The sequence below is a fragment of the Granulicella sp. S190 genome (assembly GCF_009766095.1).
GTDB lineage: Bacteria > Acidobacteriota > Terriglobia > Terriglobales > Acidobacteriaceae > Edaphobacter.
Genome location: NZ_LMUD01000014.1, coordinates 535,667 through 561,714, shown reverse-complemented (window position 1 = coordinate 561,714; position 26,048 = coordinate 535,667). Strand labels below are relative to the sequence as shown.

Sequence of the window (26,048 nt, the reverse complement as noted above, 5' to 3'; positions counted from 1 at the left end):
ACTAATTGCACGATGCTGAGTAAAGGGGCTGTGCCGCAAAATGAAAGACAGGAAGAACAAGAAGGCCCGTGGACCGTTGCGGGTGGGTTTGGTGGCGGCAGATCCATTGCGGGTTTTGGGGTTGCAGACCATCTTTCCAAGTGGTGGACCGGTCGAGATCGTTCCCCTCTCGGTTCCAGGGGCTCTCGATGCCTCCGGAGTCTCGTTGATTCTCGTAGATTCGGCCTGTACAGAACATATCTTTGAGCTGCTGGCAAGCTTTCGCAGGACGCGGCCTCGTTTCCGGCTTATCGTGCTCGGTCTGGAGGAGGACCACGACCATATCGAGCGCATCATCGGCGCCGGGGCGAAAGGTTACCTGGCCCAGACCTCGAAGGAGAGCGAGATCCGTATGGCGATCGAGATCGTCCAGGACGGCTCTGTGTGGGCTCCGCGCAAAGTATTGGCCCGATTACTCGAATCGACCCGAGCGGAGGCAGCAGCAGCCGCGAAACCAGCCAAAGAACCCAGATTCACCGAGCGCGAGCTCCAGGTTCTACGTTTGCTGGTCGCTGGACATCCAAACCGCATGATTGCTGAAGAACTTGGAATCGACGTCGCCACAGTCAAGAAGCACGTGGGCAAACTGATGCGAAAGGTCGGAGTAGAAAACCGGATTGCGCTCTCTGTGCATGTCGTCGGCCAGCAACTCATCCTGAAGTAAGGTAATTGGCGATTCATCGAAGAATTAGGGCACTCAAGGCGGTTTCGCGGAGCCACATCGCCATAAACCCTACCCAGGATAGAGTTAAGTCTGTTTTTTACTGGCAAATTTGTTAACTATTTGATTAACAAAAACTGCTCAAAGGTCTACCCACCTTCGTACCGTTGTGGGCAAAGGTAATGTGAGGCAAAGTACTACCAAGCAACACAGACCTGGGAGAGGGGTTGTAGAGATAGCGTCGGAGTTCTACCGACATTATCTCTACAACCCCCATTTTTTCGCGTGTATGGCCTTCTTCTCGGCGTATGCTAGTCCCGTTGGCGTGGCTGGGCAACTTGGTGCGTTTTTCGCCCATCCTACATAGTGTTGGAAATAGACAGTTTGTTGGGTCCCCTCCAAATTCAGAACGGGAATGTGAAAGGAATATCGATGATATTGAAGAAGATTTCAGTAACTCTGTGTGGTTTGGCAATGATTGCCGGTTCTCTGTCGGCGCACGCGGAGGGCGATAAGGCGAAGGTTGCAGACCGCCTTACGTCTGCCACCCAGGTTCTCCACGAGATTATGGCTACCCCTGACAAGGCAATCCCTGGAGGAATTCTCTCGGGTGCGTCTTGCGTAGTAGTCATCCCCAGCTACAAAAAGGGCGCATTCGTAGTTGGAGCCCAGTACGGCCAGGGTGTCGCTACCTGCCGCACGCCAGGTGGCAAGTGGAGCGCTCCAGTCTGTGTTCAGCTCGCTGGCGGAAGCTTCGGTTTCCAGATTGGTGGACAGGCGACAGACCTCGTACTCGTTGCGATGAACCAGCAGGGCCTGCAGGACATGTTGAAGAACAAGTTCAAGCTGGGTGCGGATGCTGCTGCAGCGGCGGGTCCGGTTGGACGCAATGCTCAGGCTGGAACCGATTGGAAGCTGAATGCCGAGTTCCTAAGCTACTCACGTAGCAAGGGACTATTTGCCGGCATCAACCTCGATGGTACGGTCCTCTCGCAGAACCAGGACGATACCCGTGCGCTCTACGGTTCGGATATCTCTTTCGACCAGATCCTTGGCGGTAAGCAGATTACCCCTGTGGAAGCTCGCCCCTTCGTACGCACCGTGGCGAAGTACTTTGTCGTAGCTAAAAACCAGTAAGTAACTTTCGTTTGCCTGCTAAAAGGGACGGCTCATTGAGCCGTCCCTTTTGCTTTTCTGTTGGCTTTTCTATGGATTGAAGAAGCGAAGTAGCTCCTGCTCGTCATGGTCGCTAAGGTTCGCTCGTACGCGCATATGACGAACGACAGTGCCGGAGATGTGAGAAGAGAAGCCGTCCGGCGCATTGTGGCAGCGAGAGCAGTTCTGCTCAAAGATTCTGTTGCCCTCATCCGCCTGGTCCAACTGCTTTTTCGCCTGCGGCTTTCCTGCTGTCGCGTGCATGCCTGAACTACCAGCGGTAGAGCCGCTCTGCGGCGTTGAAGAAGCAGCCTGTGGAACTGGCTTGGCGAGGGTCGGAAGTGAAGCGGATACGAGCACAGCCGCCAGAGTCATGGAAAACAGCCTTGTCGGTGTCATTTGTCTTTTGCCCTCCACGCTGGAAAGAGGAAGCGATAAACGATACCTGTCTCCCATACGTTGTGATCTCCAGTGGAAGCAAACTGCCGTCCGTAGCTGGTAAGAATTCTTGTGTTGTGAGGCAGGTTGTAGTCGATCGCGAAGTCTGCCCTCTGAACATCCACCGGCAACAGTCCATCGCTTGCCACGTTGTCGCGACGAAAGGTCTGCTGCATGCGAAAGACCGGCTCGAATCGCCCGATCACGCTATCCGGACCGCCGAAGCGTTGTAGTCGATAGTCGGCCTCAACCCAATACCCATCTGCGTGCTGTCCGCTGGTAAACTCAGAGCGCAGCCGGAGTGCAGTGTCCTTCGGCTCCCACCACACATGGACTCCATAGAAGTTTTCATGGACACCCTGCAGAACACGATCATAAGAAAACCCAACCTCCAGCCGTTGTACAGGCAGATAGAGATTGACTCGTCCGCCAAACTCGCGATCCGCAGGAAACTGCAGGTTGTTGCTTCGAGTGGAGTAGAAGGCTGTGTAGTCGACGGAGTACTTCTCGTGGGAGACAACAGAGCCGCGCGCCATCCCACCCAGGCCAGTGCCGGTATTCACGCCCAGGCTGGCGATCAAAGGCGTGTCCTGAAAGTTATTGATCCAGATGGGAGACAGGCGCTCGTTGTACGAGGCAAAGGGAACCAGGTAGCTTCCGGCAACCAGCGTCAGGTGACGGTTGATGAGAAAGTCTCCAGAGAGATAGTTCAGACCGATGAAGTGAATGTGATCGTCGCCGCTCTGACCATTCCCTTTCGGGAGCCACGTCTCCAGCAGGGTCGCTCGAGACTCGATAAACAGATGCTGGCCGATGGGTGCTGCCAGCAACGGCTCGATGACAGGGGTGAAGTCCGTGCTGCCTCCGCTGGTGCTGTGAAAGAACGCAACGCCGCCGGATAGGAGCGGTGTATCTTGTGCCGCTACGATCTTCGTAGCGCAGAGAAGAGCGAGCGCGAACACCATCGCCTTCCTGTAGCGGCCCGTTTGGGGGATATCTGATTTCAGTATCGGGTGCGGCATAGAGACATGCTAGTGAGCGCTCTTCGGAGAGGTGTCGGTCGCGCGTCTCAATTTTGTCGTTTGATTGTCATTTCTAAAAGCAAGGAAGATGGTCAGGTTCGACGTTAGAAAATCTTTCTTCTCAGGCTCTCACTTCAACTTCATCTGCTGGTATCTCGAAGCGGGACGGCCGTCCGTGCCTCCGCAACTCGCTCCCAGATCTCGTCGCCGTTGTCGAACAACTTCACGCGAACATAGGCACTCCGCATGTAGGTGCGTAATGGTCCTAGAGTATCGATCTGTGAAGCGGGCGGATCTCCTACGTGAAAGATCCCCATCCTCGGCGCCCAGAGGATGTACTCCACCTTCTGTTCTCTCAAATCTTTGACAGTCTCGGTGACCCACTCTGGCAGCGTAACCTCGTAGGGAAGCAGAACATCGCTTGCACCCACCTCCCGCAGTTGCAGAGGCAGATAGAAACGCATATGAGCGACCTCCAAAAAACGATCGCCTGCAGCAGTGTGCCGCATCAGCCAATCGGCTTCCACCAAATCCTCCGGCTCCATCATGGCCTGCCCCGTGGGCAACGTGATCTGCTGATAGGGATGAAGCTGGGTTGTAACCACGATCGCCAGCGCCAGTACGCCTAAGAGGCCCCAGCCCAGCGGCATAAGGACTCGCTCGGTCTTCACCCTTTGACTGACCATCCACGCAAGCAGAATAAGCGCGGGCATGGCAATCGCATGCATGCGGTTCCAATTGAGTCTCGTGATGATCTCAAGCGTCAGAAAGACGCTCAGCGAGGTAAGCAGCGCCACCGGCATCGTATGTTTCGGCGAAGCGGGACGGCGGCGCACGAACAACACGACCGCCGGAAGGATCAGAAGAATTAAGAAGTACACAAACAGATGATCGGTAAAGCTGATCCATGAGCGCAGATGATGAGGGGGCCCGAAACGTGGAAACAAAAACCCATCCGGAAAATGAACATATCGAGACGGATAAAGAACCTGAAAGTACCAATACCTGCCAGCTCCCGCTGCAAGCAGGTATCGCCAGCTCAACAAGGTCCACACTGAGATCTCGCTGATCAATAGCAGCGTGATACGACGAGCGACAAGCCGCCAGGAGACATCGCCGAGACGATGCTCCAGCATCAACGCCAGACAGCAGGCCAGCGTCGCCATTGCACCTGCCGTCTGCGTGCAAAATGCAGAGAGAGCAAGTAGTGACCCGGCAAGCACGATGCGCGTCTTCGAACGAGAGGGAAACAGGCTCCAGACAGCAAGCACCGCTGCCAGCGAACTGAACCAATGATGAGTCGCGTCAAACCTGTCTCCATAGAGAAGCACGGCACATGCCAGCGCGGTCAGCATAGCCATCGCCAACCGCATCAACTGACGCGCGACCAGAAAACAGACCAGCGTAAGCGCAAAGCCCAGGCAAAGGACAGACCAGCTTGTGCTGCGAACACTCTCCCCAAACAGGCGAAAGAACGCCAGGTAGCAGAGGTTCACCCCAGGCGGTGTGAACTGGTGAAAGTCCCTCAAAAACTGCTCTCCCGATCGCATGCGGGACGCATACACCCAGAAAAAGTTCTCATCCCCAAAACGAAAGATCGGCACACCCGGCCAGCGGAAAAGATTCAGGTAGAGGAAAGAAAAGACTCCGCAGAAAAAGAGAAAGATCGAAAGGCCCCGTACTCTGTGGGTCCGCGCGGTAGACTCCTCTGACGACAAAAACTTCTGCCCGCTCAAGTTCTCCTGCCGGACGCTGGACGTTCGTAGCATGATGCTCTTCCCTTACAGCAAGGAGTCCGTATGTCGCCGGCCGTTCCCACTTGCCTTATTTGCCTCGTCACATCCAAGGCAGCGTCTCATTATAGGGTCCATCCGTCTTACATGCAGTGCCGTCCCGCATCCGGCAGAAGAAACCTTCGGGCCTCAAGAGCCCGAAGTCGGTAGACTAAGAGCTTGAGCAAAGTCCCACAAAAAGAGGGTAAGGACGTGGAGGTGAGTCTCCGCGAACGATTTGAGTTTGCCATCGTATGGCTCGCTATCAGCTTCATGCGCTTATTACCCAGGGCGTGGGCGCGAGCAGCAGGCGCAGCCATTGGAGCGCTTGCACTTCGGCTCTTGGGAAGGCTGCGCGGCGTAGGGGAGCGCAACCTGAAGCTCGCATTTCCAGAGATGTCTGAGCTCGAACGATACAAAACTCTCCGGCTCTTATATCGAAATCTCGGATGGCAGCTCGCCGAGTTCTGTCTGATGCCCGGATACACGCCGGAGAGTGCGAGCCGTTTTATCCATTACGAGGGGCTGGACAACTACCTGAACGCTCGCAAACGCGGAAAGGGAGTACTTGTGTTAACAGGGCACCTTGGGGCGTGGGAGCTCTCAAGCTTCTATCACTCTCTGATGGGCATGCCGATGGGCATGGTGATCCGGCGGTTAGATAATCCTCTCGTGGATGCCTTCGTAAATCGTGTCCGCTGTCTGCACGGCAATCGGGTGATCCACAAGGACGACTTCGCCCGGGGCCTGATTGCATCGATGCGGGCAGGAGAGACGGTGGGGATTCTGATGGATACAAATATGACCCCGCCACAGGGCGTCTTTGTGCCTTTCTTTGGAGTGGAAGCCTGCACTGCCTCGGGCATGGCGCGGATCGCGCTGAAGACCGGAGCTGCGGTCGTGCCGGGGTTTCTTCTGTGGGATGAGACTGAACAAAAGTACGTTCTACACTTTGGCCAGGAGCTCGAAGTAATCCACACCGGCGATCCTGAAACAGACGCAGTTACAAATACGGCGGCGTTTACCGCAGCGATTGAAGCAACCATTCGACTGCACCCTGAGCAGTGGCTCTGGATGCACCGTCGATGGAAGACACGGCCTTCCGGGGAAGAGGGAATCTATTGATGGCAACGATGAGTCAGGTTGCAGGTTGGGCTGGCGTAAACGCACCGCCGTTAGAAGTTCTGGTCACGGAGGTCTCGAGTATTGAAGCCGCGAAGGAGAGTTCGGTGATCTTCGCCACAGACGCCGAGGCGTTGAACAGAGCGAAGCGCTCGAACGCCGGTGTCATCCTGGCGAGCACAAAGCTGGCGTATGCCGGGCAGTCGCTCGACCCAAGGGTGTTATGGGTGGCAGATGCAAGGTACACGTTCGCTGTGATCGCAAAAAAGCTCGCAGGCACTGGCGTCCAGTCGGGAGTGCACGCTTTAGCGGTGGTGAACTCGAGCGCAACCATCGGCGCGGGCACTGCGATCGGGCCGGGTGCGGTGATCGGAGAGAATGCGGTGATCGGGAGCGGATGCATGATCGGAGCGCGGGTGACGATCTATGCAGGAACCGTGTTGGGAGATCACGTTGTCGTACAGGCGGGAGCGGTGCTGGGGTCCACAGGCTTTGGCTATGCCCGCAACGGCGAGACCGGAGAGTACCTCATCTTTCCCCAGCAGGGACGTCTCGTAGTGGAGGACGACGTCGAAATCGGAGCGAACACAACGATCGATCGCGGCGCGTTGGGCGAGACGCGAATCGGGCGAGGAACGAAGATCGACAATCTCGTGCACATCGGTCACAACTGCGTCATCGGTAAGAATGTGATCATCGCAGCGCAGACGGGCATCTCAGGATCAAGCGTTGTGGAAGACGGAGCGATCCTGGGCGGGCAGGTAGGAATCGGAGAGCACGCGACAGTAGGCGCTGGAGTAATTCTTGGCGGCGGCGCGGGCGTGCTCAGCGGAAAGAAGATGCGCGGGCCAGGCGAAGTCTTCTGGGGCCGCCCGGCACGGCCCCTGAAGGAGTATCTGCGGGATCTCGCAAGGTTGAAGCACCGGTAAGATCTTAGAAGTGATGTGGTGAATGATGGCGATCGTAGTAGTAGGCGGACACACAAGAAACATCGGCAAGACGAGCGTGGTCGCGGGACTGATCGCCGCGATGCCCGAGAAGCACTGGACAGCCTTTAAGATCACTCAGTTTGGACATGGCATGTGTTCGGCGAACGGGGAACCCTGCGACTGCGAGACTGCAGAGCACACCGTGGCGGTGAGCGAAGAGCGCGCAGGGGGGGACGCCACCACCGACTCAGGACGTTATCTTGCGGCCGGCGCGATGCGGTCGTTCTGGGTCAGAACACGCCAGGGGGATCTGTCGGAGGCGATGCCCAGGATTCGCAAGGAGATCGAGCGCGCAGAGAACGTGGTGATCGAGTCGAACAGCATTTTGCGGTTTCTGCGGCCCGATCTCTACCTGAGCGTGCTCGATCCGGAGACAGCGGACTTCAAAGATTCGGCAAAGTATTTTCTGGATCGCGCAGATGCGGTGCTGGTGCCGGAGGGCGTACTCGGAAGGCCCGAGTGGAAGGGGGTTTCGCTGAAGCTGGTAGAGGGAACGCCGGTGTTGCCGATACGGCCGCCGGTATATGTCACCGATGAGGTTACAGAGTTTGTTCGAAGACGACTGACGACCGACCATAAGTTGATTTAGCGGCGAAAAAAAGAACCGCCGGCTGATCTGCCGGCGGCTCGTCGTTGTTCTATTGCTTCCTGCTTGTTAGTTGATGTTACCGTTCATTCCATTGGGGAAGAAGACTCCCTCGTGAGGTGAGGCTGCGGTTGGTGCAGTCCCGGTGACGATCGCCAGGATCTGGGAGGTGGTACGGGACCAGCCCATGGCGTTCAGATCGCTGTCGACGATCGTTGCAGCGGTGTAGATCGACGAGGAGGCGTTGATGGCAACCGGCGTAGTCTGCACGCCGATGTCATCAGCACCCGATCCTGTAAACGTGGTGAAGGGAACGGTGATCGGATTCGTAGGATCGGGATTTGCAAGCGCAGACCGAGCCGCAGAGATCTTCTGGGTATAGCTGGTAAGGGTTCCGGTCGGCAAAGGTGAGCCAGCGGCATCGAGACCAGCAATGGTGGTGCGGATGAGGCCGGCGTGATAGGCCTCGACCGCGTGGATGCCAACTGCCGCAGGAAGGATGTTGACCTTGTCTGCGATTAGAGGCGCTGCTCCATGGTAGGCCGATACGCCGACGTCTTCGAAGATGTACGCGCCAATTAGGAAGTGAGCGTCATCCATAAATGGGTTGAAGGAGGTACCGAGCCCTGCCGCCACTGCAAGAGCATTGAACGAGTTGAACAGGTCGATGTTTGGCATCGAGACTGCATTCGTCGTGAGCGCCTGCTGAAGAAAGAGGACATGCTTCCCCTCTTCGCCGGCGGTCTCGGTTGCGTATGCCTTTACGAGCGGGAGCGCGAAAGGAACTGCAGCGAACGTCGGGCTGAGGGTGACGGTTCCGGCGGTGCCACCATTAACTGCGACAGGAATCGGAGTCGGCAGCTTATCGATGGTGACGCCGTAGACGGCCAGGTTGTAGAACTGAGCTTCCAGGTATTCGAGGTTCAGGGCGAAGTTCAGGATGTCGAAGTCGTTGATGGCGGCTGCCTGTGCCTCTGCCTTTTTGGTTGAGCCGAAGGCGAGCGCGGCAAGCGCGGCTCCTCCCATCGTGAGCATCTTTCGGCGTGTGTTTACGATGATCTCGTCAAGCTGTTGTGTCTCTAAAGTTGCCATGATGTCTCCGTCCTTAGGAAGCAGTTACGCTGATGTTGCCGTTGAGGCCATTCGGGAAGAAGCCGCCCTTGGATACGCCAACGCCAGAAGCGCCACCGTAAACGATGTGGAGCACCTGGTCTGTGGTCCGAGCGAACGCAATGGCATTGCCGTCTGCTGCGACGATGCTCATCGTGCCGAGTGCGGTTTCAGCGGCTAACTTGTTGCCGCTGGCAGCACTGATGTTGCCGCGGAGCGTAGAGACCTGGTTGGCCAGATTGACGTAAGTCTGGTCACCCGTCTGCGCAGCCCCGGCAACGAGCAGTGTGCGGATCTCGGCAGCGTGGTAGGCTTCCGTGGCCTGGATGCCGGCAGCGGCAGACAGGATAGCGTTATTGGAGATCAGCGGTGCAGCGCCTGTATAGGCCGTCACTCCAACGTCTTCGAACACGAAGGCGCCGACAAGGAAGGCGTTCGTGCTGAGGAACGGATTGAAAGGAGAGGGGTTGGTGATGCCGGCAGCTACAGCAAGCGGGGCGAAGAAGGTCAGGTCAAGGGCAGGACGCGGAACGGGGGTGCCTTTGTTGGCGGTGATGGCAGCCTGGATTGCGCGGACGTGATCCAACTCGTCTTGTGCGATCTCATTGGCATACTGGGCAAACGAGGCGTTGGTCCACGGAACAGCAACGATGCCTTGCGGAACGATCGTGGTGCCGGCGCCGGAGAGTGCATCGGCGGTGGAAAGACCAGATCCGGTAGCGGCATAGAGATAAAACTCAGCCTCAAGATACTCGAGGTTGAGCGCGAAGTTCAGAATGTCGTTATCGGGGATGTCAAGCGGGGTGGGCGTCGGTGTGGGTGTTGTAGTAGGCGCCGGAGTGCTGTCGTTGCAACCGATAATCATTGCACCCGCAGCCGCCGTCCCTGCTCCAGCCAGAAACTTCCGGCGGGACAGAGCTTTATCTATGAGATCGTTAAGCTTTTTTTCCACGATGAACCTCTCCTCAGTGCACGTTGCTGACTGCACCTTCGTTGTGATGACGAGATGCGGGAGTCAACGGATTGCGGAGGCAATAATATTTGTAACTAAATTGATTGCACGGGAAGGATCACAATGTCATCAACAAGGCCGACCTCTTTTTGAACAAAAGGTTCGGCATAGCGGACGCCGGCAAGCAGGCCATAGTGGCGCGCCGTGGCAAACGTCCTCTCCCGAATCTCTTCTTCAGGTACGAAGAGGCCTGTCCCCTCCGTCTGTGCGCCATATTGGGAGCGATAAGCCAGCAGCGCTTGTAGACGCTGCTCGGCAAACGGGGTGATGTCCACCACAAAGCTTGGGCGCACATCGGCATACAGGCTGGCGTACAGGATCTTATAGGGACGATGCGGCGGATGAGACTCGCCAGGCGTCGCCACCTTCGCGAGCCCGCTTACGAAGCAGGCCTCATAGCCTAAAGTCGCCGAAGTATAGTGGTCCGGGTGGCGTCCCTGCCAGTAGGGAAGGATCACGACTCGCGGGCGCAGTCGGCGAATCACTGCGGCCAGCTTCAGCCGGTTAGCCAGCGTATTCTCCACATTCCCGTCGGGCAGGTCCAGCGCCTCGCGATGGGCGACCTTCAGAATGCGCGCTGCAGCGTTTGCTTCGGCCTCGCGGTCGGCAGCCGTGCCCCTGGTACCCGACTCCCCCTGGGTCAGGTCGAGAATGCCCGTCGCCCAGCCACGCGCATTCATCGCCAGCAGGGTACCGCCGCAGGTCTGTTCGACGTCGTCGCGGTGAGCTGCGATGGCAAGAATATCGATCAAGGGCAGCTCCTGACTCGCAACGATTCCCCCAGCCGCTCTCTTGGGATACCAGCGGACAGCTTAGTTGGCGGCGTCGGTAACCGCATCCATATACGCCACGTCGAGCGCTGTACCCTGAACGATGATGTTCACGTTGTTGATCTCAGAGCCATCCGCGGTATTGAAGGCGTGAATCTGGCCGCCATAGGCCGTGTACATCTTGTGCAGGCCTTGAACCCAGCAGAGACCGGTGAGGTCGCCATAGTAGGCCTCATTCTGATTCGTATTCGGAAAAGGCACAATCACCGGTGAAGTAGTGCTACCTTTTGGAACTTGGGTGACGGCAGGAACGATCGACGCGCTGATAGGCGTCGACCCTGAAGGCAGCGCGACCCGGGTGAGGCAGTTATAGTTCGCCGTCTGGTCGGTGACCTGACCAGCTGCGAGCTGTTGCGCCGCACGCGCCGCACGCTCGCCGGTAGCACACAGATGCGAGCCGATCCAAAGCGTATTGTCGTCCGCGAGAAGAATCTTGTTGTGTGTTCCGTCAGAGATCGAGGTGACACTGGTCACGGTATTGCTCGCAAGGTTGATCGTGGAGAGATTACCCGCGAAGAGCCCGTCCGGCTGTTGCTGCTGGCCTGCCACGTAAAGAGTTGTCGTATCAGCGACTGCAGTCGTCACTCCCCCCGGGACGGGAGTTGTCGACGAATACGAGTTCGGATTCTGCTGGGCCGGGTCGGTCGAGTTGATGTAGCTGTTCACCAACAGCGCGCCCGGAAGAAGGTTGGTTACGCTTGAGGCGGTTCCACCGCACTCCGCGCCGCAGTTCAGTACATAAACCGTATTGCCGTCGAGCGAGAAGTAAGCCCCCACCGGACGGTCGAACGCCGTTGTCGTGGATCCCGTATTCACCGGCACGACGCAGTAGATAGGAAGGTTCAGAGGCTCGCAGTCCACCGCGCCGATTGCTGCGATTGCGGCCGTTGCCGTGACATATTGGTTGGCGTTCAGCTTGATCAGGCGATAGACCGTGTTGGAGTTCCGCACCATCGCCAGTACGACGGAGTCGCCCTGGTTGACGACCACCTGGAAGACATTCGGCACATTCATCCCATAGCTCTTGCCCGTGGTGTTATCGACGACTTCGAGCAGGCCGCTGCTCCCCAATGCGGCGTAAAAATGGCCGAAGGTCGGAGGAATCGCTATGCTAGTAGCCCCAGGAAAAGTGCCGGCCGAGCCGGTATCGGACTCTTTCCCGTAGTTGATGATCTGCACGTCACCGTTAGTATTGGAGTACACATACCCGACGATCTCGGAGGGGAAGCTGAGGATCATGCTAGGGTAGCCGGACGAGAAGCCGCTGATCGAGAACGACATCTTGGTGTTCTCAATATTGCTGCGAATGTCGCGTAGTGCGTCGAGGATCTCCAGGTTGCCCGAGGTTCCGCCGTTCGCCGTTATCCCAACCATCACGCGATTCGCCAGCAGGCTCGGCGGAACCGGCCGGTTGGCGAAGGGGAACTGGGGAAACTTGTAAGCAAGAAAGTTGTCGCTATGACAGGAGCTGAGCACGGAGGTCGCAAGGGCGATCAGGAGCCCGCAGAGAATCTGGGCACGGAGAGACTTGGTGAAAAGACTTCGATTCGTCAACGGTAACTAACTCCAACCTGAGCGCTGCGGCATGATTTTGGCGGCCACGGCTATATGCCGAGTATAACAAAGGACGCGCCAGCAGACCGTTTGGAAGCGACCGGCGGAACCAACCATCTCCGTGGGTTTGGAGCACCTCCCGCCATTGGCTTAGGATAAGAACTACTTTGGGAGAGAACGATGGCGGATGTTGTTGGCGGTACGAAGGTGGTGTCTGGCGCGGGGTCTTCCGCAGTAGACCGGCTGTTCGCCGGCGAAACCGTGCTGTGCGACGGCGCCATGGGCACCATGTTGTACGCGCGGGGTGTCTTCATCAACCGCTGCTACGACGAGCTGAACCTCTCCCAACCGGAGATGGTCCGGGAGATTCACGCCGAGTATCTTCAGGCAGGCGCAGAGGTCATCGAAACCAATACCTTCGGCGGTAACAGATTTCGTCTCGGCCTTCACGGCCTGCAGGATCAGGTCCACGCCATCAACGCAGCCGGGGTAAAGCTCGCGCGCGAGTCCGTGAACCAGATCCGCGACAAGCAGGCCAGCGAGGCATTCGTCGCCGGATCCATCGGGCCATTGGGCGTCAGGCTGGAGCCGCTGGGGAAAGTCGGTCTGGACGAGGCGCGCGCCGCCTTCGCGGAACAGATCCAGGCCTTGGTAGAAGGTGGACCCGGCGTGGGCGCCGATCTGCTGATCGTCGAAACCATGACCTCGCTCGCTGAAGCGGAACAGGTCATCCTCGCCGCGCACCAGGTAGCTCCGGGAACGCCCGTCGTTGTCATGATGACTGTGGACGAAGAAGGGAACTGCCTCGATGGAGCCTCTGCCGAGACAGCAGCGCTGAAGCTCACTTCCTGGGGGGCCGATGCCGTGGGCTGTAACTGCAGCGCAGGGCCTGCCACTGTTCTGAGCGTGATCGAACGCATGCGCCCGCTTACTCCCCTGCCGCTCGCCGCCATGCCGAACGCCGGCATCCCCCGCGCCGTAGAGGGCAGAACCATCTACCTGACCTCGCCCGAATATATGGCCAGCTTCACCCGAAAGCTGGTCAAAGCTGGAGCAAGCATCGTCGGCGGATGTTGTGGAACCACGCCGAGCTATACCCGCGCGATGAAGAGTTCGCTGCGTGCCCTCGATGCCATGGAGGGCGGCGTCGAGATCATGCAACGATCCGGCGCAGGCAAGGCTGCTATCTCAGCAGAGAGCAAGGTCGCGCCGCCGCCCCTGGCAGAGCGCTCGAAGATCGGTGGCATGATCGCCGCAGGCGACTTTGTCACCATGGTGGAGATCGTCCCACCGAAGGGAATCGACTGCAGCAAAGAGCTCGACGGCGCCGCGCAACTGCATCGGCTCGGCGTAGACGCTATCAACGTGCCGGACTCCCCGCGAGCCAGCGCAAGAATGAGCGCGCAGAGCCTCTGCGTCCAGATCCAGCAGCATGTCGGTATCGAGACGATTCTGCACTACACCTGCCGCGACCGAAACGTCCTCAGCATTCAGAGCGATCTGCTCGGCGCCTCCTCGATCGGGCTCAAGAACATCCTTTGCCTCACCGGCGATCCACCCAAGCTGGGTAACTACCCCAACGCCACGGCGGTCTTCGATGTCGACGCCATCGGCCTGGTCAACGTCGTGCATAACCTGAACTACGGCCTCGATATCGGAAAGAACTCCATCGGAGAGTCCACCGGCTTCACTATCTCGGTGGCGGCCAACCCTGGCGTTCAGGATATGGACCAGGAGGTGCGCCGATTTGCCTTCAAGGTAGAGGCAGGCGCGGAGTTCGCCATCACCCAGCCGGTCTTCGATATGCGCGTTCTCGAGGAGTTCCTGCGCCGCATCGAACAGTTTCGCATTCCGGTCGTCGCCGGCATCTGGCCCCTCACCAGCCTGCGCAACGCCGAGTTTATGAAGAACGATCTGCGGGTCAGCATGCCGGACGAGATCATCGCGCGCATGGCTGCCGCAGCCTCGCCCGAAGCTGGCCGGATGGAAGGCGTCAGGATCGCGCAGGAGATGCTCGCCGAGGCCAGACCCATGGTGCAGGGGGTCCAGGTCAGCGCACCCTTCGGACGATATAGCGTCGCCGCCGATGTCCTCGGACTGGCAGAAGTTGAGGTTGCATAATGGCTGACTTTGAAGAACACTTGAAGGCGCTCGAGACAGTGGTTGAGAAGCTCGAACGTGGAGATCTCTCTCTCGAAGACTCGGTGCGTCTCTTTGAGGACGGAATAAAGCTCTCAAATGACTGCAAAAAAGAGTTGGAGGCCGCAGAGGGTAAGATTCAGGTACTGGTAGATCAGGGAAGAAAAGGAATGAAGACCGTAGACCTTGACGAGCTTGACGGCGTCAACCAAGGTGAAGCGTAGAATCACCAAGTCTAAAATCTGCAAGTCTGAAAGGAAGCGAAGGCACGTGTTCTCTTCACTGTGGCGGGTCGTACAAGCAGATCTTTACCGCTACTGTGGTAAGACAGACTGGCGCTCTTTCGTATCATGTTACGTTCGCTGTCCGGGCTTTCGGTTTACCTTCTACCTTCGCAAAGTCGCCTTCTATCGCGAACGCAAGCACTCCCCGTGGATCATCGCCTATATCTATAACCGAATCCTCTTCCAGCACTACTACTTCCGTTACGGATTCGATATCTCTCCCAGGGCTGGCATCGGGCCTGGACTTTATCTGGGTCACTTTGGCGGGGTTGTCATCAGCCCTGACGCCGTACTGGGAGCAAACGTCAACATCGCCCAGGGCGTAACCATCGGCGCCACCAGCCGCGGGCCTAACCCCGGAGCTCCGGTTCTCGAAGATCGCGTGTGGGTCGGAGCGAACGCAGTCATCGTCGGCAGTATTACCATCGGCCGCGAAGCGCTCATCGCACCCGGAGCCTACGTCAACTTCGATGTCCCGCCTTTATCGATCGTGCTCGGAAATCCCGGCAAGATCGTCTCCGAAGGTGGCTCGGCAGGCTACGTCAACAACACCATGGAATATATAAGGGACTAGGGAGCTTTTCTGGGCAGACTTCGCCGAGCGAGCAAAGGAGGTAGTCTCTTCTACCGGTCCCGCGACGTCACAAAGCCCGGAACCCATAGCAGAGCGCGCTTGGCCTCGGTCTCAGGCAGATCGGCGATGGTCATCCGCGCGGCCTCAGCATACGCACACGCTGTATCCATGGCGTAGTCGATCGATCCATGACGCTGCAGGATCTCCAGAATCTGCGGATGCGAGACGCGGTCAAAGCTGCGATCGGCCAGAACCGTTCGAATAGCCTCGCGGTCGGCTCCCGTCCCGCGCTCCAGTGCGTGGATCACAGCAAGAGTTGCTTTCCCCTCGCGAAGATCCGACGCCACCGGCTTGCCCAGCACATCTTCGGCAGCCGTAAGGTCCAGCACATCGTCGACGATCTGGAACGCCAGCCCCAGGTTGCGGCCGTACTCGCCAAGCTGCGCCTCCAGCTCCTCCGGGTCGCCGATGCCGTGGCCCGGCGTGATAGCCGCCCCAAGCTGCATCGAGACCTTGAATAGGCACGCCGTCTTGCGGAAGATCAGGTCGAAGTACTCTTCTTCATTAATCAGGTGCCCCAGCTTCTCGATCTGCAGAAGCTCACCCTCCACCATCTGTTGAGTCAGCGAGATCAGCAGGTCCAGCACCCGGAAGTTCCGCTCCTCAAGCGCCGTCGAGAACGACTGCATGTATAGCCAGTCACCGGCCAGCACGCACTTCGCATTGCCCCACGTAGTGTTTGAAGAGGGTCTCCCTCGCCGCGTATCGGCCTCATCGATAATGTCGTCGTGAACCAGCGTCGCGGTATGCAGCATCTCCACCACCGCGCCCAGCCGAATGCGGCTCTCGCTGGTGCAACCCAAAGCCTTCGCCGAAAGCAGCAGCAGCAGTGGCCGAATACGCTTCCCGCCGCCCGCGATAAGATACCGCGCAATGTCGGTAATCACTTCGACGTTCGAGGCCGACTGCCGCCCGAACTCGTGCTCGATAGCGGCGAGATCCTCACGGAGGAGCTCAAACACCTCGGCTGCGGTCGCGATGGAGAGCGTACTCACTTGATAGTCAGAGTATCAGGATGTGGATTTGGCTTCAGAATAGGCTCGAAAAAGTAACTCAAAATGTTGATCGCAACAATCGTCCTGAAATCCGGCGAGACAGCCCAGGCCAAGCGCCCTGCCGCCTCCCGAACACCGTCCCTCTAGTTGGAGCGGAAGTTGGTGAACTGCAGCTCGACGCCGATATCCTTCCCCTTCAGCAGCGCCATCACCTCTTGCAGCACATCGCGATCCTTGCTCACCACCCGCACCGTATCGCCCTGAATACTCGCCTGCGCCTTCTTCTTCGAGTCCTTGATCGCCGCCACGATAATCTTCGCCTTCTCCGACGGAATCCCCTGCACCAGCTTGATCTTCTGCCGCACGCTCGAGTTCGCCGCCGGCTCAATCTTCTCGAACTCAAGGTTCTTCAGCGACACGCCGCGCTTCACCAGCTTCTGCGACAGAATCTCCGTCACCGCCTGCAGCTTGTACTCGTCCTGCGACGCCAGCTGAATCGTATCCGTCCCCTCCAACTCAATCTTCGACTTCGAATCCTTCAAATCGAAGCGGGCATGGACCTCCTTCGAGGCCTGGTCAATCGCATTCTTCACTTCCTGAAGCTCTACCTTGCTCACTACATCGAAGCTGTTATCGGATGCCATGGGAATCTTCCTTCGTCTGAAACTTTATAGTCTGTAACGTTATCGATCTCTATTATCTCAGCGTCGGCACCCTAGCGGGCCGAGGGAAAGAGTTTTTTGAAGTTCTCCGTCGTCAACTCCGCCAGCTCCTCTGCTGAGATACCGCGAACCGCCGCCAGGGCCGCCGCCGTATGCGTCATCAGCGCTGGCTCATTCCGCTGCCCCCGCAGCGGTATCGGCGCAAGAAACGGAGCATCCGTCTCCACCAGGATCCGCCCCCCAGGAGCCATCGCCGCCGCATCGCGAATCCCCTGCGCCTTCGGATACGTCAGGTTCCCCGCGAACGAAAGATGAAATCCCGCCGCCAGCGACCGCTCCGCCTGCTCCACGCTCCCCGAAAAGCAATGCATAATCCCGCCCAGCCCATGCCCATATCCCGGCCGATATCCCGGCTTAGTCCAGTGCTCCTCAATCAGCGCCAGCAGATCCTCCCACGCATCCGCCGCCCCAAACCGCTCCTTCGCCTGCGCCGTAGCCAGCTCGCTCGTTCGGCAGTGAATCAGGATCGGCTTGCGCGCCTCCGCCGCAACCCGCATCTGCGCCACAAAAGCCTCCTGCTGCACGTCGATATCAGGATTCTCCACATGGTAGTAGTCGAGCCCAATCTCCCCCACCGCAACGCATCTCTCCCGCGCCGCCAGCTCGGCTAGCCGCTCCAGCGCCTCAGCCGTCGCATGAGCCGCCTCCTGCGGATGAATCCCCACGCTGGCGTACACCTTCGGCAACCCCGGCCCTGCAGTCGCTGCCGCAATATCGAGCGCCTGGTGCATCGTCGCCGGGCCATCGCCAATGCCAATCGCAAGGATCGTCTGCACCCCCGCAGCATAGGCGCGGCGCAGCACCTCCTCGCGTTCCGTAGGAGTCTCGTTATAAAAATCCAGGTGTGCGTGCGAATCGATCAGAGCCATTCTCATCAGGTTATCGCATCGGAAGCGACTCTCGAACCCCCAGTCCACCCGGAAAGAAACGGATGACGAACTTAGTTCGTACCGCGTAGTATCTCCGCATGAACAACCTGAACCGTCGTGATCTCTGTGTCGCCCTCTCCGCCTTTGCGGCCATCGGCAGCGGAATAGCTGGTGAAACAGCCGCAGCCCAATCCGGCAGTGTAGGCGGCGAGCCGGTGCTTGCCCACTCCCAGATCTTCCCCTTCGACAAGCTCCCCGTCCATGCCTCGGCCAACGGCGGAGCCAGCCGCGCCGTTATCCAGGGCCGCCTCGCCACGGGAGAGTTCGTCGAAGTCCACGAAACCGCTCTGCCGCCAGGCCAGATGCCTCACCCGCCCCACCGCCACACCCACTCCGAGTTCCTCATGATCCGCGAAGGCAAGCTCGAGGTCACCAGCGACGGCAAGACCGGCATCGTCGAACCCGGCGGAGTCATCTTCACCGCATCAGGCGTCCTGCACGGCCTCAAGAACATAGGAGATGTCATGGCCAACTACTTCGTAGTAGCCGTAGGCGTCCAAAAAGCAATCACCTAATCAAGTCGCTAAAGGTATAAAAGTCACGAAGTGACCGCCCCACGCGGAGTGGGCCCGTCCGGCAGGACAAGCGGAGGCACTTACCGCAACCGCGACCCCAAAGCGATCTCTTCCCCGAACGTAGCCAGCACCGGCTTGCCGTCTTCTCCATGCGAAGCAGCCAGCAGCATCCCGTGCGACTCCAGCCCACGCATCTTCCGTGGCGCAAGGTTCGCGATCACCACGATCTTCCTGCCCACCAGCTCCTCCGGCGTATACCACTCCGCGATACCGGAGAGGATCTGTCGCCTCTCGTATCCAAGATCAACCTCCAGTCGAAGCAGCTTATCGGCCTTGGGAATGCGCTCTGCCACCACGATCTGCGCCACCCGAAGATCGATCTTCACAAAATCATCAACCGCGATCTGCGGCGTGTCGGGAATGGTGGACAGCGCCGCCGAATTGGCGAACGGCCCCGAAGCAGGAGCCTCCAGATGCGAAGGCGTACCCGTCCGCTCCGTGCTGATCGCATGGCTGCCTGCAACGCTCAATCCCGGAACTCCAGTCGACACAAGGGTGCGAGGAGCAGCGCCGGGATGCGTCGGGTCCACAGGCACCGGAGAGGTATGCGTCGTCTGCTCGTCAATGAACCGCGAGGGCTTGGGTGCCTCGGACTTTTGTGGAGCGTTGGGGTTTTCGATGTCGACCATGATCTGCGCAAGTCCTTTATCCGCTCGGGGAAAGATAGGGGCAAGAGTCCCAAGTTTAGTGCCAGGCTTCAAACCACCCCACTCAAGATTCTTCAGTTCGCCATTCTTCGCAGCAACTTCAATATCACCAAGCCCAAGCTGCGCCCAAACATTCGCGGTTGCGTAGGGGAGAATTGGATACAAAAGCGCCGTGATGACGCTGATGCTCGCTGCGGCAGAATACAGAACATTATTAAGCTCGGTAGCTGACCCTGAAGTGGCTCCCTTTGCAAGTTTCCATGGCGCATTAGAGGTTATAAAACTATCAACTTGACCCACGAGAAACATAGCTGAATCAGTTATTCCGGCTTTCGAAGCTTTAGCAAGTTCAGCATCTAGTGGCAGCGCGAAGCGATATTTTTTGAAGGCGTCCTCATAAAAGTTCTGAACAGCTAACGAAGCTTGAGCCAGTTGCGGACCTTTGACAAGAAAGAATTTGTGGCTTCCATCATTGGGATCAATCAAGACAATCTGTTCCGAACTCCATTTAGAGTGAGAAGGAATAGTTCCATCGCAATATCTTTCAATCATTGCAAGCGTCCGGCTAACAAGATTCCCATAGCCGTTCGCCAGATCCGCGTTATACCGCGTGATCATCGCATCAAAACTGAAACTTCCATCGTGTCCAAACGGAATCTCACGCAGCAGGAAATACCGCAGCACATCCGCACCAAAGAGATCCTGCTCCTTCTTCGTGCTCTCAGGAAACTGCTTCGCATACACCTCAGTCCCGAAGGCATCGAGGATCGTCTCAGTACGCACGACGTTCCCCTTCGACTTCGACATCTTGCTGTCATCAAACAGCAGCCAGCCATTCGCCACCACCGACTTTGGCGTTGGTATCTCTGCGGCCAGCAGAAACGCAGGCCAGTAGACGCAGTGAAAGCGCGTAATCTCCTTGCCCACGAGATGCAGATCGGCGGGCCAGTAACGCGCAAACTTCTCCTGCTGCACAGGGTCATCCGAGCCATACCCAATCGCCGTCATGTAGTTCGCCAGCGCATCCAGCCACACATAGATGACGTGCTTCTCATTGCCGGGAACCGGAATCCCCCACTTGAAGCTGGTTCGCGAGATGGAAAGATCCTTCAGCGCTCCAGGGACATAGGCCTTGCCGCTGGCCGAAACCTCCAGAATCTCGCCACGTTCCGTGGCCTCTGCCACATTCCCACGCAGAAAGCTGAGAACCTCGTTTCTGCTCGACTCCGGCTGAATCAACAGCCGCTTCTCCGGATCATCGCTCTCGATGAGGTCGATCAGGGGAAGCTGGTACTCAGAGAGACGAAAGAAGTAGTTTTCCTCCGTTACCGTCTCCGTGGGCTTGCCGTCAGGTCCAATCGTCCCCGGAGGGCCATCAACAAACATCTCCTCCCCAATCGAGTATTGCCCCGTGTAGGTGCTCAGGTAGATCTTGTCGCGATCCAGCAGATGCTGAAACAGCTTCTGCACCGCTTCCGTATGCCGAGGCTCCGTCGTCCGGATGTAGTCGTCGTAGGTGATGCCCATCCGGTCCCAGAGGTCTTTGAAGCTCTTGGACACCTCGTCGGCGAACTGCTGCGGCGGAATCCCGGCAGTAGCGGCAGAGCGCTCCACCTTCTGCCCATGCTCATCCGTGCCGGTCAGAAAAAACGTGTCATCGCCCAGCAGCCGGTGACGGCGTGCAATCACATCAGCCGCAATAGTCGAGTACGCATGGCCGATGTGGGGGCGTGCGTTGACATAGTAGATAGGGGTAGTGAGATAGAACTTTTGTTCGGGCATGGGCCAGAGCCAAGTTTAGCAGCATAGCGGCGACTGTCTGTCAGCGGTAGCTTCCGAGAGGGAGCCATCCCGAAAATAAATCTCAAAAAGTTGGCGTATTTTTTGGAGCCGGAAAAGTGGCTGCTAAAACACCACGTCCACCACGCAAACCACCACGCTTACACCACCGAAAAACCACCCTCAAAACACGCTTTTTCTCAAAAAACCCTGCAAAAACACCACTCCACCACGAAAGAAAAAAACTCCGGGCAAAAAACCTACCGAATCACCTCGGTCTCATCCGTGGCCGGCGGAACAGCTCCGCCCGCAAGAGTCCCAGCAGCCTCCTGCTCGGAGTCCTGCGCCACGCGCGCCATGTTGAGGTGCTGCTCCATCGAGCGCCGAGCCTGCAGAGGATTATGCGAGCGAATCGCCCGGAAGATCTCGCGATGCATCTCCGCCGACTCCTTGATATCAATGGCGTTCTGCACCGTCTTGCTGCGCCGCTCATAGAGATTCGCAGTAATTGTCTCCATCAGCGCCCCAAGAATAGGATTCCCCGCAGCCCGTGCGACCGTTCGATGAAACCGCACATCGTGAATCAGGTACTCCTGCGGATCCTCAAGCGACGCATACATCTCCGTCACCTCCTCCGCCAGCTCGGCAATATGCTCATCCGTAGCGCGTTCCGCAGCCAAACCCGCCACGCTGGACTCGATCACCAGCCGCGCTTCAAACATCTGCCAGGGCGCGAATCCATGCAGCGCGCCCAGCACAGAAAACGAGCTGGAGTTGAACGACGGCGGACCGGAGGCGACAAACGTGCCTGCCCCATGGCGGCTCTTCAATACCCCCATAGCAGCCAGAAAACCAATGCCGGAGCGCAGACTGGAGCGACTGATCTTCAGTTGCCGAGCAAGGTCACGCTCAGGAGGCAGCCGATCCCCAGGCCGCACCTCGCCAGAACTGATCAGGGCACGAATGTGCTCCACCACCTGCATCGTCAACTGGCTGTGACCAGCGATCTCATCCACCTGCTCTTTTGCTTCTCTTTTCACGTCGCGTGAAGCTCCCTTGAGCATGAAGTTTGATGAAGGGTAACACGAGGCTTAGACGCGCCGGACGACGGATCGGCGAGCAAAAGCCTACACAGCTTGACGCATGCCCAGACGCGGCACAAGCAGCTGAAAGATCAGCAGAGCCGTGATGTACGCAAATCCTCCCATCGTAAAGATCAGCAAAGGATGGAGAGAGAAGAAGTGTGAGACCAGCCACGTAAAGCACGCTCCACCCAACGCTCCCGCAGCCCCGCCGATACCGACGACAGTGCTGACGCTGGTAGAAGGAAACATGTCCGTCGGAGTCGAAAAGAGGTTGGCGGACCACCCCTGGTGGGCGGCAGTGGCCAGGCAGAAGAGTCCGATCGCGGGCCATGCGTTGCCGGGGAAGAGCGTATGCATGTGAGGCACCAGCATGATGGGAAGCACGCACAAAGCGCACAACAGAAGGGCAAACTTGCGCCCGGAGTTGACGCTGTGGCCGCGTTTCATGAGGAAGCCGGAGAGCCAGCCGCCTGCGATAGACCCAATGCTCGCAGCCGTATAGATGACGATGAGCGGGTATTTCACATGGCTTAGGTTGAGACCATAGTTATCGTTGAGGAACTTGGGAAGATAGAAGAGATAGAACCACCAGATGGGATCTGTAATGCCTTTGGCAATACAAAAAGCCCAGAAACCCCGGTGGCGAAGGAGGATGGAATAAATGGCCCCCCCTTGGGTGACCGGAACTAGATTTACCTGGGTTTGGGTGGCTCCTCGGCGTAACTTGTTGTAGGGAAATACGAGCCATACGACTGCCCATAGAAGCCCCATCGAGCCGGTGCAGAGAAAGGCAGCGTGCCATCCCCAACGCGCGGTAACGGCTGCGATGAGGACCGGAGCAATAAACGCCGAGGCGTTTGAGCCTGAGTTGAAGAGACCGGTGGCGAGCGCGCGTTCTTCAGAGGGAAACCACTCCGTAGTGGCCTTAATAGCCGCGGGGAAGTTGCCGGACTCGCCAAGACCCAGGAAGACACGTGCGATGCAGAAGCCCGCAACGCTTGCCACGATGGAGTGACTGATCGAGGCACACCCCCAGAGGAGGATGGCGATGGCATAGCCGGTCTTGGTGCCCAGCTTATCGATAAGGCGGCCAGCGAAGAGAAACCCGACGCCGTATGCAATCTGAAAGCAGATAAGGATTCGACCGTAGTTGAGGTTATATGCGGTCTGATGGGCGGCATCGACGCCCGGGACCCAGCCCATAAAGTCGAGGTGCAGGAGCGGCTCGATGAGGGAGAAGACCGAGCGGTCCATGTAGTTAATCGTTGTGGCAAGGAAGAGAAGACCACAGATCACCCAACGAATGTTCGACTTCTCTGGAGCGGCAACGGTAAAGCCCGAATCAGGCAGGCTGGCAGTGTTAATCGACATTAGTTGCAGCTCCAGCGTAAATATTAGTCTGATGTGTGCCCGGAGTTTGTCAGGCGACGCATTTTTCAGCGTAATCGTATCGACGATGAGGATAGTCTGTGCTGGCCAGTAGGTGTCAAGCGTAGCTACGGCTGCAGGCACGGGATGAGGTAGGTGTGCTCAGAGCACGGTATCATCGCTGACGTGGCTAACGGTTACAGGACGGATGGAGTCGACATCGCGCAGATGGTAGCGCGACTGCGTACTGGTGATATTAGGACGCTTGCTCGGGCGGTTTCATTGGTCGAAGATTCGACAGCCGATGCTGAAGCGCTGGTCGATGCTTGCAGTGAATTTGCGGGGAGATCATTGAGGGTAGGAGTAACCGGGCCCCCGGGAGCAGGGAAGAGCACGCTGGTAGACCAGCTAGTAAAAGCTCTCCGGCACGAAGGTCAGAGCGTTGGAGTCGTAGCAGTCGATCCGTCAAGTCCTTATACCGGTGGAGCGTTACTTGGGGACCGGATTCGGATGCAGGGTTTCGCTAAAGACGATGGTGTATTTATCCGGAGTATGGCTTCTCGAGGCGCTATGGGCGGTTTGGCTCGTGGGGCTGCTGACGTCTGCACCATTATGGAAGCGGCGGGACGCCAGGCTATTTTGGTTGAAACAGTGGGCGTAGGGCAGGATGAGGTAGATGTGATCGGGCTCGCCGACGTAACCGTGTTGGTCTTGATGCCGGGAATGGGCGACGAGGTGCAAAGCCTGAAGGCCGGGGTTATGGAAATAGCGGACATCTTTGTTGTGAATAAAAGTGATCGCGGCGGGGCAGATCTGGTAGAGCAGGAGATCGTAGCGATGCAGGGTTTGGTGGCGAATCGAAGTGGCTGGATGCCCCCCGTTGTACGGACGGTTGCAACTACAGGCGAGGGTGTGCCGGAGTTGCTGGCGGTGGTGAGGCAATGTGCCTTGGACAAAGGCGAGCGCAGGGTAAGAGTCGATAGAGCGACCGTACAGAATGTCTTGGCGCCCAATGGACTGCTGTTGGACCATCTGGGTATCGCGGTCAAGAGCATCGCGGCAGCGCGGGGGTTCTACGAGGCGCTGGGGCTGGTGGTGACTCACGAAGAGACGGTGCAACATGAGCAAGTGAAGACTGCGATGCTGCCGCTTGGTGAAAGCCGGATCGAACTGCTGGAAGCGACGGAACAAGACTCCACGATCGGTAGATTCTTGGCGAAGCGCGGCGAGGGACTGCATCATATTGCGGTGCATGTAGAAGAGATCGATGCCATGTTTGCGCAGCTGATGAAGCAAGGGGTAAAGCTGGTAGGTGACTCGATAAAAGTGGGGGCCGGGGGCCACAGGTATTTCTTTGTGCATCCCGCGAGTACAGGCGGAGTGCTCGTAGAGATAGTCGGAGATGCAGCCGCCTCGCATGAGAGTGGGGAGTGATGCGCTTTTTGATGATTCACACCGCTGGTGGCGAGGGAAGTATCGCGTTAGGGGATACCGCGATGTCACCTCCAATCGTCGCGACGGAGGCGTTGCCTGGGAGAACGTCTTCAGAGCGCCTGGTTCCTGCGGTGAGGCGGCTCATGATGGAGAGTGAATGGACGCTAGGGGAATTGACAGCAGTGGTAGTCGTGCATGGGCCGGGTTCGTTTACCGGAGTGCGAGTAGGAGTCAGTGCAGCGAAGGGGTTTAGCGACGCGTGTGGGGTGCCGCTGATTGCGGTCTCACGGTTGGCTTTACTTGCCGCGGCTATTCCCAACGGAGATCAGACAGTTCACGCAGTTCTGGATGCGGGCCGAGGAGAGTTCTACTACGGAAAGTACGCGGGGAAAAGGTGTGTGCGGGAGGGTTTGATAGGTGCCCAGGATGTGCTCGCGGCTGCTAAAGGCGAAGTGGTAGCGGTATGTGAGACCTCAGTAGCAGATGAGTTTGAGGAGTTGCATCCGAAGTTGGTAGATGAGCCATCGGCTGGAGCTGCTTTGCCCTTTGCAGTGGAGCGCGTGGCGTCGGGAATGTTTGAAGATGCAGCTACTCTGGATGCCAATTATCTAAGAAGGACAGATGCAGAGATCTTTGCGAAACCTGCGCCGAAAGCCTCTCTATGAAGAGAGCCGAGTTCCATATTCGTCCCGGCAGCATTGGGGATATTGAAGAGGTGATGCGGCTTGAGCGAGCGACGACGGAGGCCCCGCATTGGACTGATGCGGAGTATCTGGCAATTGTCGACCCTGGCTCTGATGGAGCGGCGAAACGGTGCTTGTTCCTTGCCGAAAGAGACCGAGGTTTACTGGGGTTTGCAGTGGGGAACACCCTTATCTCCGGAGCAGTAAAGCTGGCAGAGCTTGAAAGTGTTGTAGTGAATACTTCGGTGCGGCGTGGGGGCTTGGGCAGAGCACTCTGTCAGGCTGTCATTGCATGGTGCAAACAGCAGGGAGCAGCGGAGATGGAACTTGAGGTCAGGGCCGGGAGTGCTGGAGTTATCGCTTTTTATCTGGGATTAGGATTTCTCGCCGTCGGCAAGCGGGCTGGATACTACCGGGATCCGGTAGAGGATGCGTTGCTGATGCAGTTGAAGTTAGCGGGCGACGAGTAATCCACATTGCTGGT

General features: G+C 57.9%; 25 protein-coding genes. 12 read left to right on the top strand and 13 right to left on the bottom strand.

Annotated elements, in window-relative coordinates; all coding sequences use genetic code 11:
- Positions 1–40 precede the first annotated feature (40 nt).
- Both GSQ94_RS08880 and GSQ94_RS08875 read left to right on the top strand, forming a co-directional pair.
- Complete coding sequence (locus tag GSQ94_RS08880; protein ID WP_158943182.1) at positions 41–703, top strand: response regulator transcription factor; 663 nt, start codon at positions 41–43, stop codon at positions 701–703.
- A gap of 429 nt (positions 704–1,132) precedes the next feature.
- Entirely contained in the window at positions 1,133–1,837 is a 705-nt protein-coding gene (locus GSQ94_RS08875) for a lipid-binding SYLF domain-containing protein (protein WP_254063748.1), read from the top strand.
- 69 nt (positions 1,838–1,906) lie between these two features.
- Here the strand turns inward: GSQ94_RS08875 and GSQ94_RS08870 are convergent, their stop codons facing one another.
- The 3 genes from GSQ94_RS08870 to GSQ94_RS08860 all read right to left on the bottom strand — a co-directional run bounded on the left by GSQ94_RS08870 (position 1,907) and on the right by GSQ94_RS08860 (position 5,084).
- Complete coding sequence (locus tag GSQ94_RS08870; RefSeq protein WP_158943181.1) at positions 1,907–2,254, bottom strand: hypothetical protein; 348 nt, start codon at positions 2,252–2,254, stop codon at positions 1,907–1,909.
- Positions 2,251–3,315, bottom strand: coding sequence for a hypothetical protein (locus GSQ94_RS08865; protein WP_254063747.1), 1,065 nt, complete (start codon positions 3,313–3,315; stop codon positions 2,251–2,253). Before GSQ94_RS08865 ends, GSQ94_RS08870 begins: the two co-directional genes overlap by 4 nt.
- 140 nt (positions 3,316–3,455) lie before the next feature.
- Complete coding sequence (locus GSQ94_RS08860; protein ID WP_158943180.1) at positions 3,456–5,084, bottom strand: hypothetical protein; 1,629 nt, start codon at positions 5,082–5,084, stop codon at positions 3,456–3,458.
- 183 nt (positions 5,085–5,267) lie between these two features.
- On the opposite strand from GSQ94_RS08860, the gene GSQ94_RS08855 reads away from it, so the two are divergent.
- The 3 genes from GSQ94_RS08855 to GSQ94_RS08845 are packed head-to-tail and all read left to right on the top strand — an operon-like array spanning position 5,268 to position 7,787.
- A complete protein-coding gene (locus GSQ94_RS08855; RefSeq protein ID WP_256369966.1) occupies positions 5,268–6,212 on the top strand; it encodes a lysophospholipid acyltransferase family protein in 945 nt (314 codons plus the stop codon).
- Positions 6,212–7,138, top strand: a complete 927-nt coding sequence (locus GSQ94_RS08850) for a UDP-3-O-(3-hydroxymyristoyl)glucosamine N-acyltransferase (protein ID WP_158943179.1) — start codon at positions 6,212–6,214, stop codon at positions 7,136–7,138. Before GSQ94_RS08855 ends, GSQ94_RS08850 begins: the two co-directional genes overlap by 1 nt.
- Before the next feature lie 22 nt (positions 7,139–7,160).
- Complete coding sequence (locus tag GSQ94_RS08845) at positions 7,161–7,787, top strand: hypothetical protein (protein ID WP_158943178.1); 627 nt, start codon at positions 7,161–7,163, stop codon at positions 7,785–7,787.
- Between the two features lie 66 nt (positions 7,788–7,853).
- Here GSQ94_RS08845 and GSQ94_RS08840 read toward each other — a convergent pair whose 3' ends face one another.
- The 4 genes from GSQ94_RS08840 to GSQ94_RS08825 form a co-directional block, all read right to left on the bottom strand.
- Positions 7,854–8,876, bottom strand: coding sequence for a ferritin-like domain-containing protein (locus tag GSQ94_RS08840; protein ID WP_158943177.1), 1,023 nt, complete (start codon positions 8,874–8,876; stop codon positions 7,854–7,856).
- Between the two features lie 13 nt (positions 8,877–8,889).
- Positions 8,890–9,846, bottom strand: coding sequence for a ferritin-like domain-containing protein (locus GSQ94_RS08835; protein ID WP_216843053.1), 957 nt, complete (start codon positions 9,844–9,846; stop codon positions 8,890–8,892).
- Between the two features lie 95 nt (positions 9,847–9,941).
- Positions 9,942–10,664 (bottom strand): bacillithiol biosynthesis deacetylase BshB1, encoded by a 723-nt coding sequence (gene bshB1 / locus GSQ94_RS08830; protein ID WP_158943336.1) that lies wholly within the window; start codon positions 10,662–10,664, stop codon positions 9,942–9,944.
- Positions 10,665–10,718: 54 nt separating this feature from the next.
- Positions 10,719–12,290 (bottom strand): hypothetical protein, encoded by a 1,572-nt coding sequence (locus GSQ94_RS08825; RefSeq protein ID WP_158943176.1) that lies wholly within the window; start codon positions 12,288–12,290, stop codon positions 10,719–10,721.
- 180 nt (positions 12,291–12,470) lie between these two features.
- On the opposite strand from GSQ94_RS08825, the gene GSQ94_RS08820 reads away from it, so the two are divergent.
- Genes GSQ94_RS08820 through GSQ94_RS08810 form a run of 3 tightly spaced genes read left to right on the top strand, consistent with a single transcriptional unit; the run spans position 12,471 to position 15,287 of the window.
- Positions 12,471–14,411 carry a bifunctional homocysteine S-methyltransferase/methylenetetrahydrofolate reductase gene (locus GSQ94_RS08820; RefSeq protein WP_158943175.1) on the top strand — a complete coding sequence of 647 codons (1,941 nt, stop codon included), beginning with the start codon at positions 12,471–12,473 and terminating at the stop codon, positions 14,409–14,411.
- Positions 14,411–14,653, top strand: coding sequence for an exodeoxyribonuclease VII small subunit (locus tag GSQ94_RS08815; RefSeq protein WP_158943174.1), 243 nt, complete (start codon positions 14,411–14,413; stop codon positions 14,651–14,653). The genes GSQ94_RS08820 and GSQ94_RS08815 overlap by 1 nt, the downstream gene beginning before the upstream one ends.
- Before the next feature lie 46 nt (positions 14,654–14,699).
- Positions 14,700–15,287: a serine O-acetyltransferase gene (locus tag GSQ94_RS08810; RefSeq protein WP_216843052.1), complete on the top strand. Its 588-nt coding sequence runs from the start codon at positions 14,700–14,702 to the stop codon at positions 15,285–15,287.
- A 50-nt stretch (positions 15,288–15,337) separates the two neighbouring features.
- Here GSQ94_RS08810 and GSQ94_RS08805 read toward each other — a convergent pair whose 3' ends face one another.
- The 3 genes from GSQ94_RS08805 to GSQ94_RS08795 all read right to left on the bottom strand — a co-directional run bounded on the left by GSQ94_RS08805 (position 15,338) and on the right by GSQ94_RS08795 (position 17,933).
- The gene (locus GSQ94_RS08805) at positions 15,338–16,342 is read right to left on the bottom strand and encodes a polyprenyl synthetase family protein (protein WP_158943173.1); all 1,005 of its coding nucleotides are present in this window, start codon (positions 16,340–16,342) and stop codon (positions 15,338–15,340) included.
- A gap of 143 nt (positions 16,343–16,485) precedes the next feature.
- Positions 16,486–16,986 carry a YajQ family cyclic di-GMP-binding protein gene (locus GSQ94_RS08800; RefSeq protein ID WP_158943172.1) on the bottom strand — a complete coding sequence of 167 codons (501 nt, stop codon included), beginning with the start codon at positions 16,984–16,986 and terminating at the stop codon, positions 16,486–16,488.
- Positions 16,987–17,057: 71 nt separating this feature from the next.
- Positions 17,058–17,933: a TatD family hydrolase gene (locus GSQ94_RS08795; RefSeq protein WP_158943171.1), complete on the bottom strand. Its 876-nt coding sequence runs from the start codon at positions 17,931–17,933 to the stop codon at positions 17,058–17,060.
- A 98-nt stretch (positions 17,934–18,031) separates the two neighbouring features.
- Here GSQ94_RS08795 and GSQ94_RS08790 point away from each other — a divergent pair, with 98 nt between their 5' ends.
- Complete coding sequence (locus GSQ94_RS08790; protein ID WP_158943170.1) at positions 18,032–18,508, top strand: cupin domain-containing protein; 477 nt, start codon at positions 18,032–18,034, stop codon at positions 18,506–18,508.
- 80 nt (positions 18,509–18,588) lie between these two features.
- Here the strand turns inward: GSQ94_RS08790 and metG are convergent, their stop codons facing one another.
- The 3 genes from metG to GSQ94_RS08775 form a co-directional block, all read right to left on the bottom strand.
- Positions 18,589–20,997 carry a methionine--tRNA ligase subunit beta gene (gene metG / locus GSQ94_RS08785; RefSeq protein WP_158943169.1) on the bottom strand — a complete coding sequence of 803 codons (2,409 nt, stop codon included), beginning with the start codon at positions 20,995–20,997 and terminating at the stop codon, positions 18,589–18,591.
- Between the two features lie 257 nt (positions 20,998–21,254).
- Positions 21,255–22,034 (bottom strand): FadR/GntR family transcriptional regulator, encoded by a 780-nt coding sequence (locus tag GSQ94_RS08780; protein ID WP_158943168.1) that lies wholly within the window; start codon positions 22,032–22,034, stop codon positions 21,255–21,257.
- Positions 22,035–22,121: 87 nt separating this feature from the next.
- Entirely contained in the window at positions 22,122–23,450 is a 1,329-nt protein-coding gene (locus tag GSQ94_RS08775; RefSeq protein ID WP_158943167.1) for an MFS transporter, read from the bottom strand.
- A 225-nt stretch (positions 23,451–23,675) separates the two neighbouring features.
- Between GSQ94_RS08775 and meaB the strand changes: the two genes are divergently transcribed.
- From meaB to GSQ94_RS08760, 3 genes are read left to right on the top strand one after another with little or no spacing between them, the layout of a single operon-like run.
- Complete coding sequence (gene meaB / locus GSQ94_RS08770; RefSeq protein WP_174240907.1) at positions 23,676–24,881, top strand: methylmalonyl Co-A mutase-associated GTPase MeaB; 1,206 nt, start codon at positions 23,676–23,678, stop codon at positions 24,879–24,881.
- Positions 24,881–25,546: a tRNA (adenosine(37)-N6)-threonylcarbamoyltransferase complex dimerization subunit type 1 TsaB gene (tsaB, locus tag GSQ94_RS08765; protein ID WP_158943166.1), complete on the top strand. Its 666-nt coding sequence runs from the start codon at positions 24,881–24,883 to the stop codon at positions 25,544–25,546. The genes meaB and tsaB overlap by 1 nt, the downstream gene beginning before the upstream one ends.
- Entirely contained in the window at positions 25,543–26,034 is a 492-nt protein-coding gene (locus tag GSQ94_RS08760) for a GNAT family N-acetyltransferase (protein WP_158943165.1), read from the top strand. The genes tsaB and GSQ94_RS08760 overlap by 4 nt, the downstream gene beginning before the upstream one ends.
- Positions 26,035–26,048: the final 14 nt, after the last annotated feature.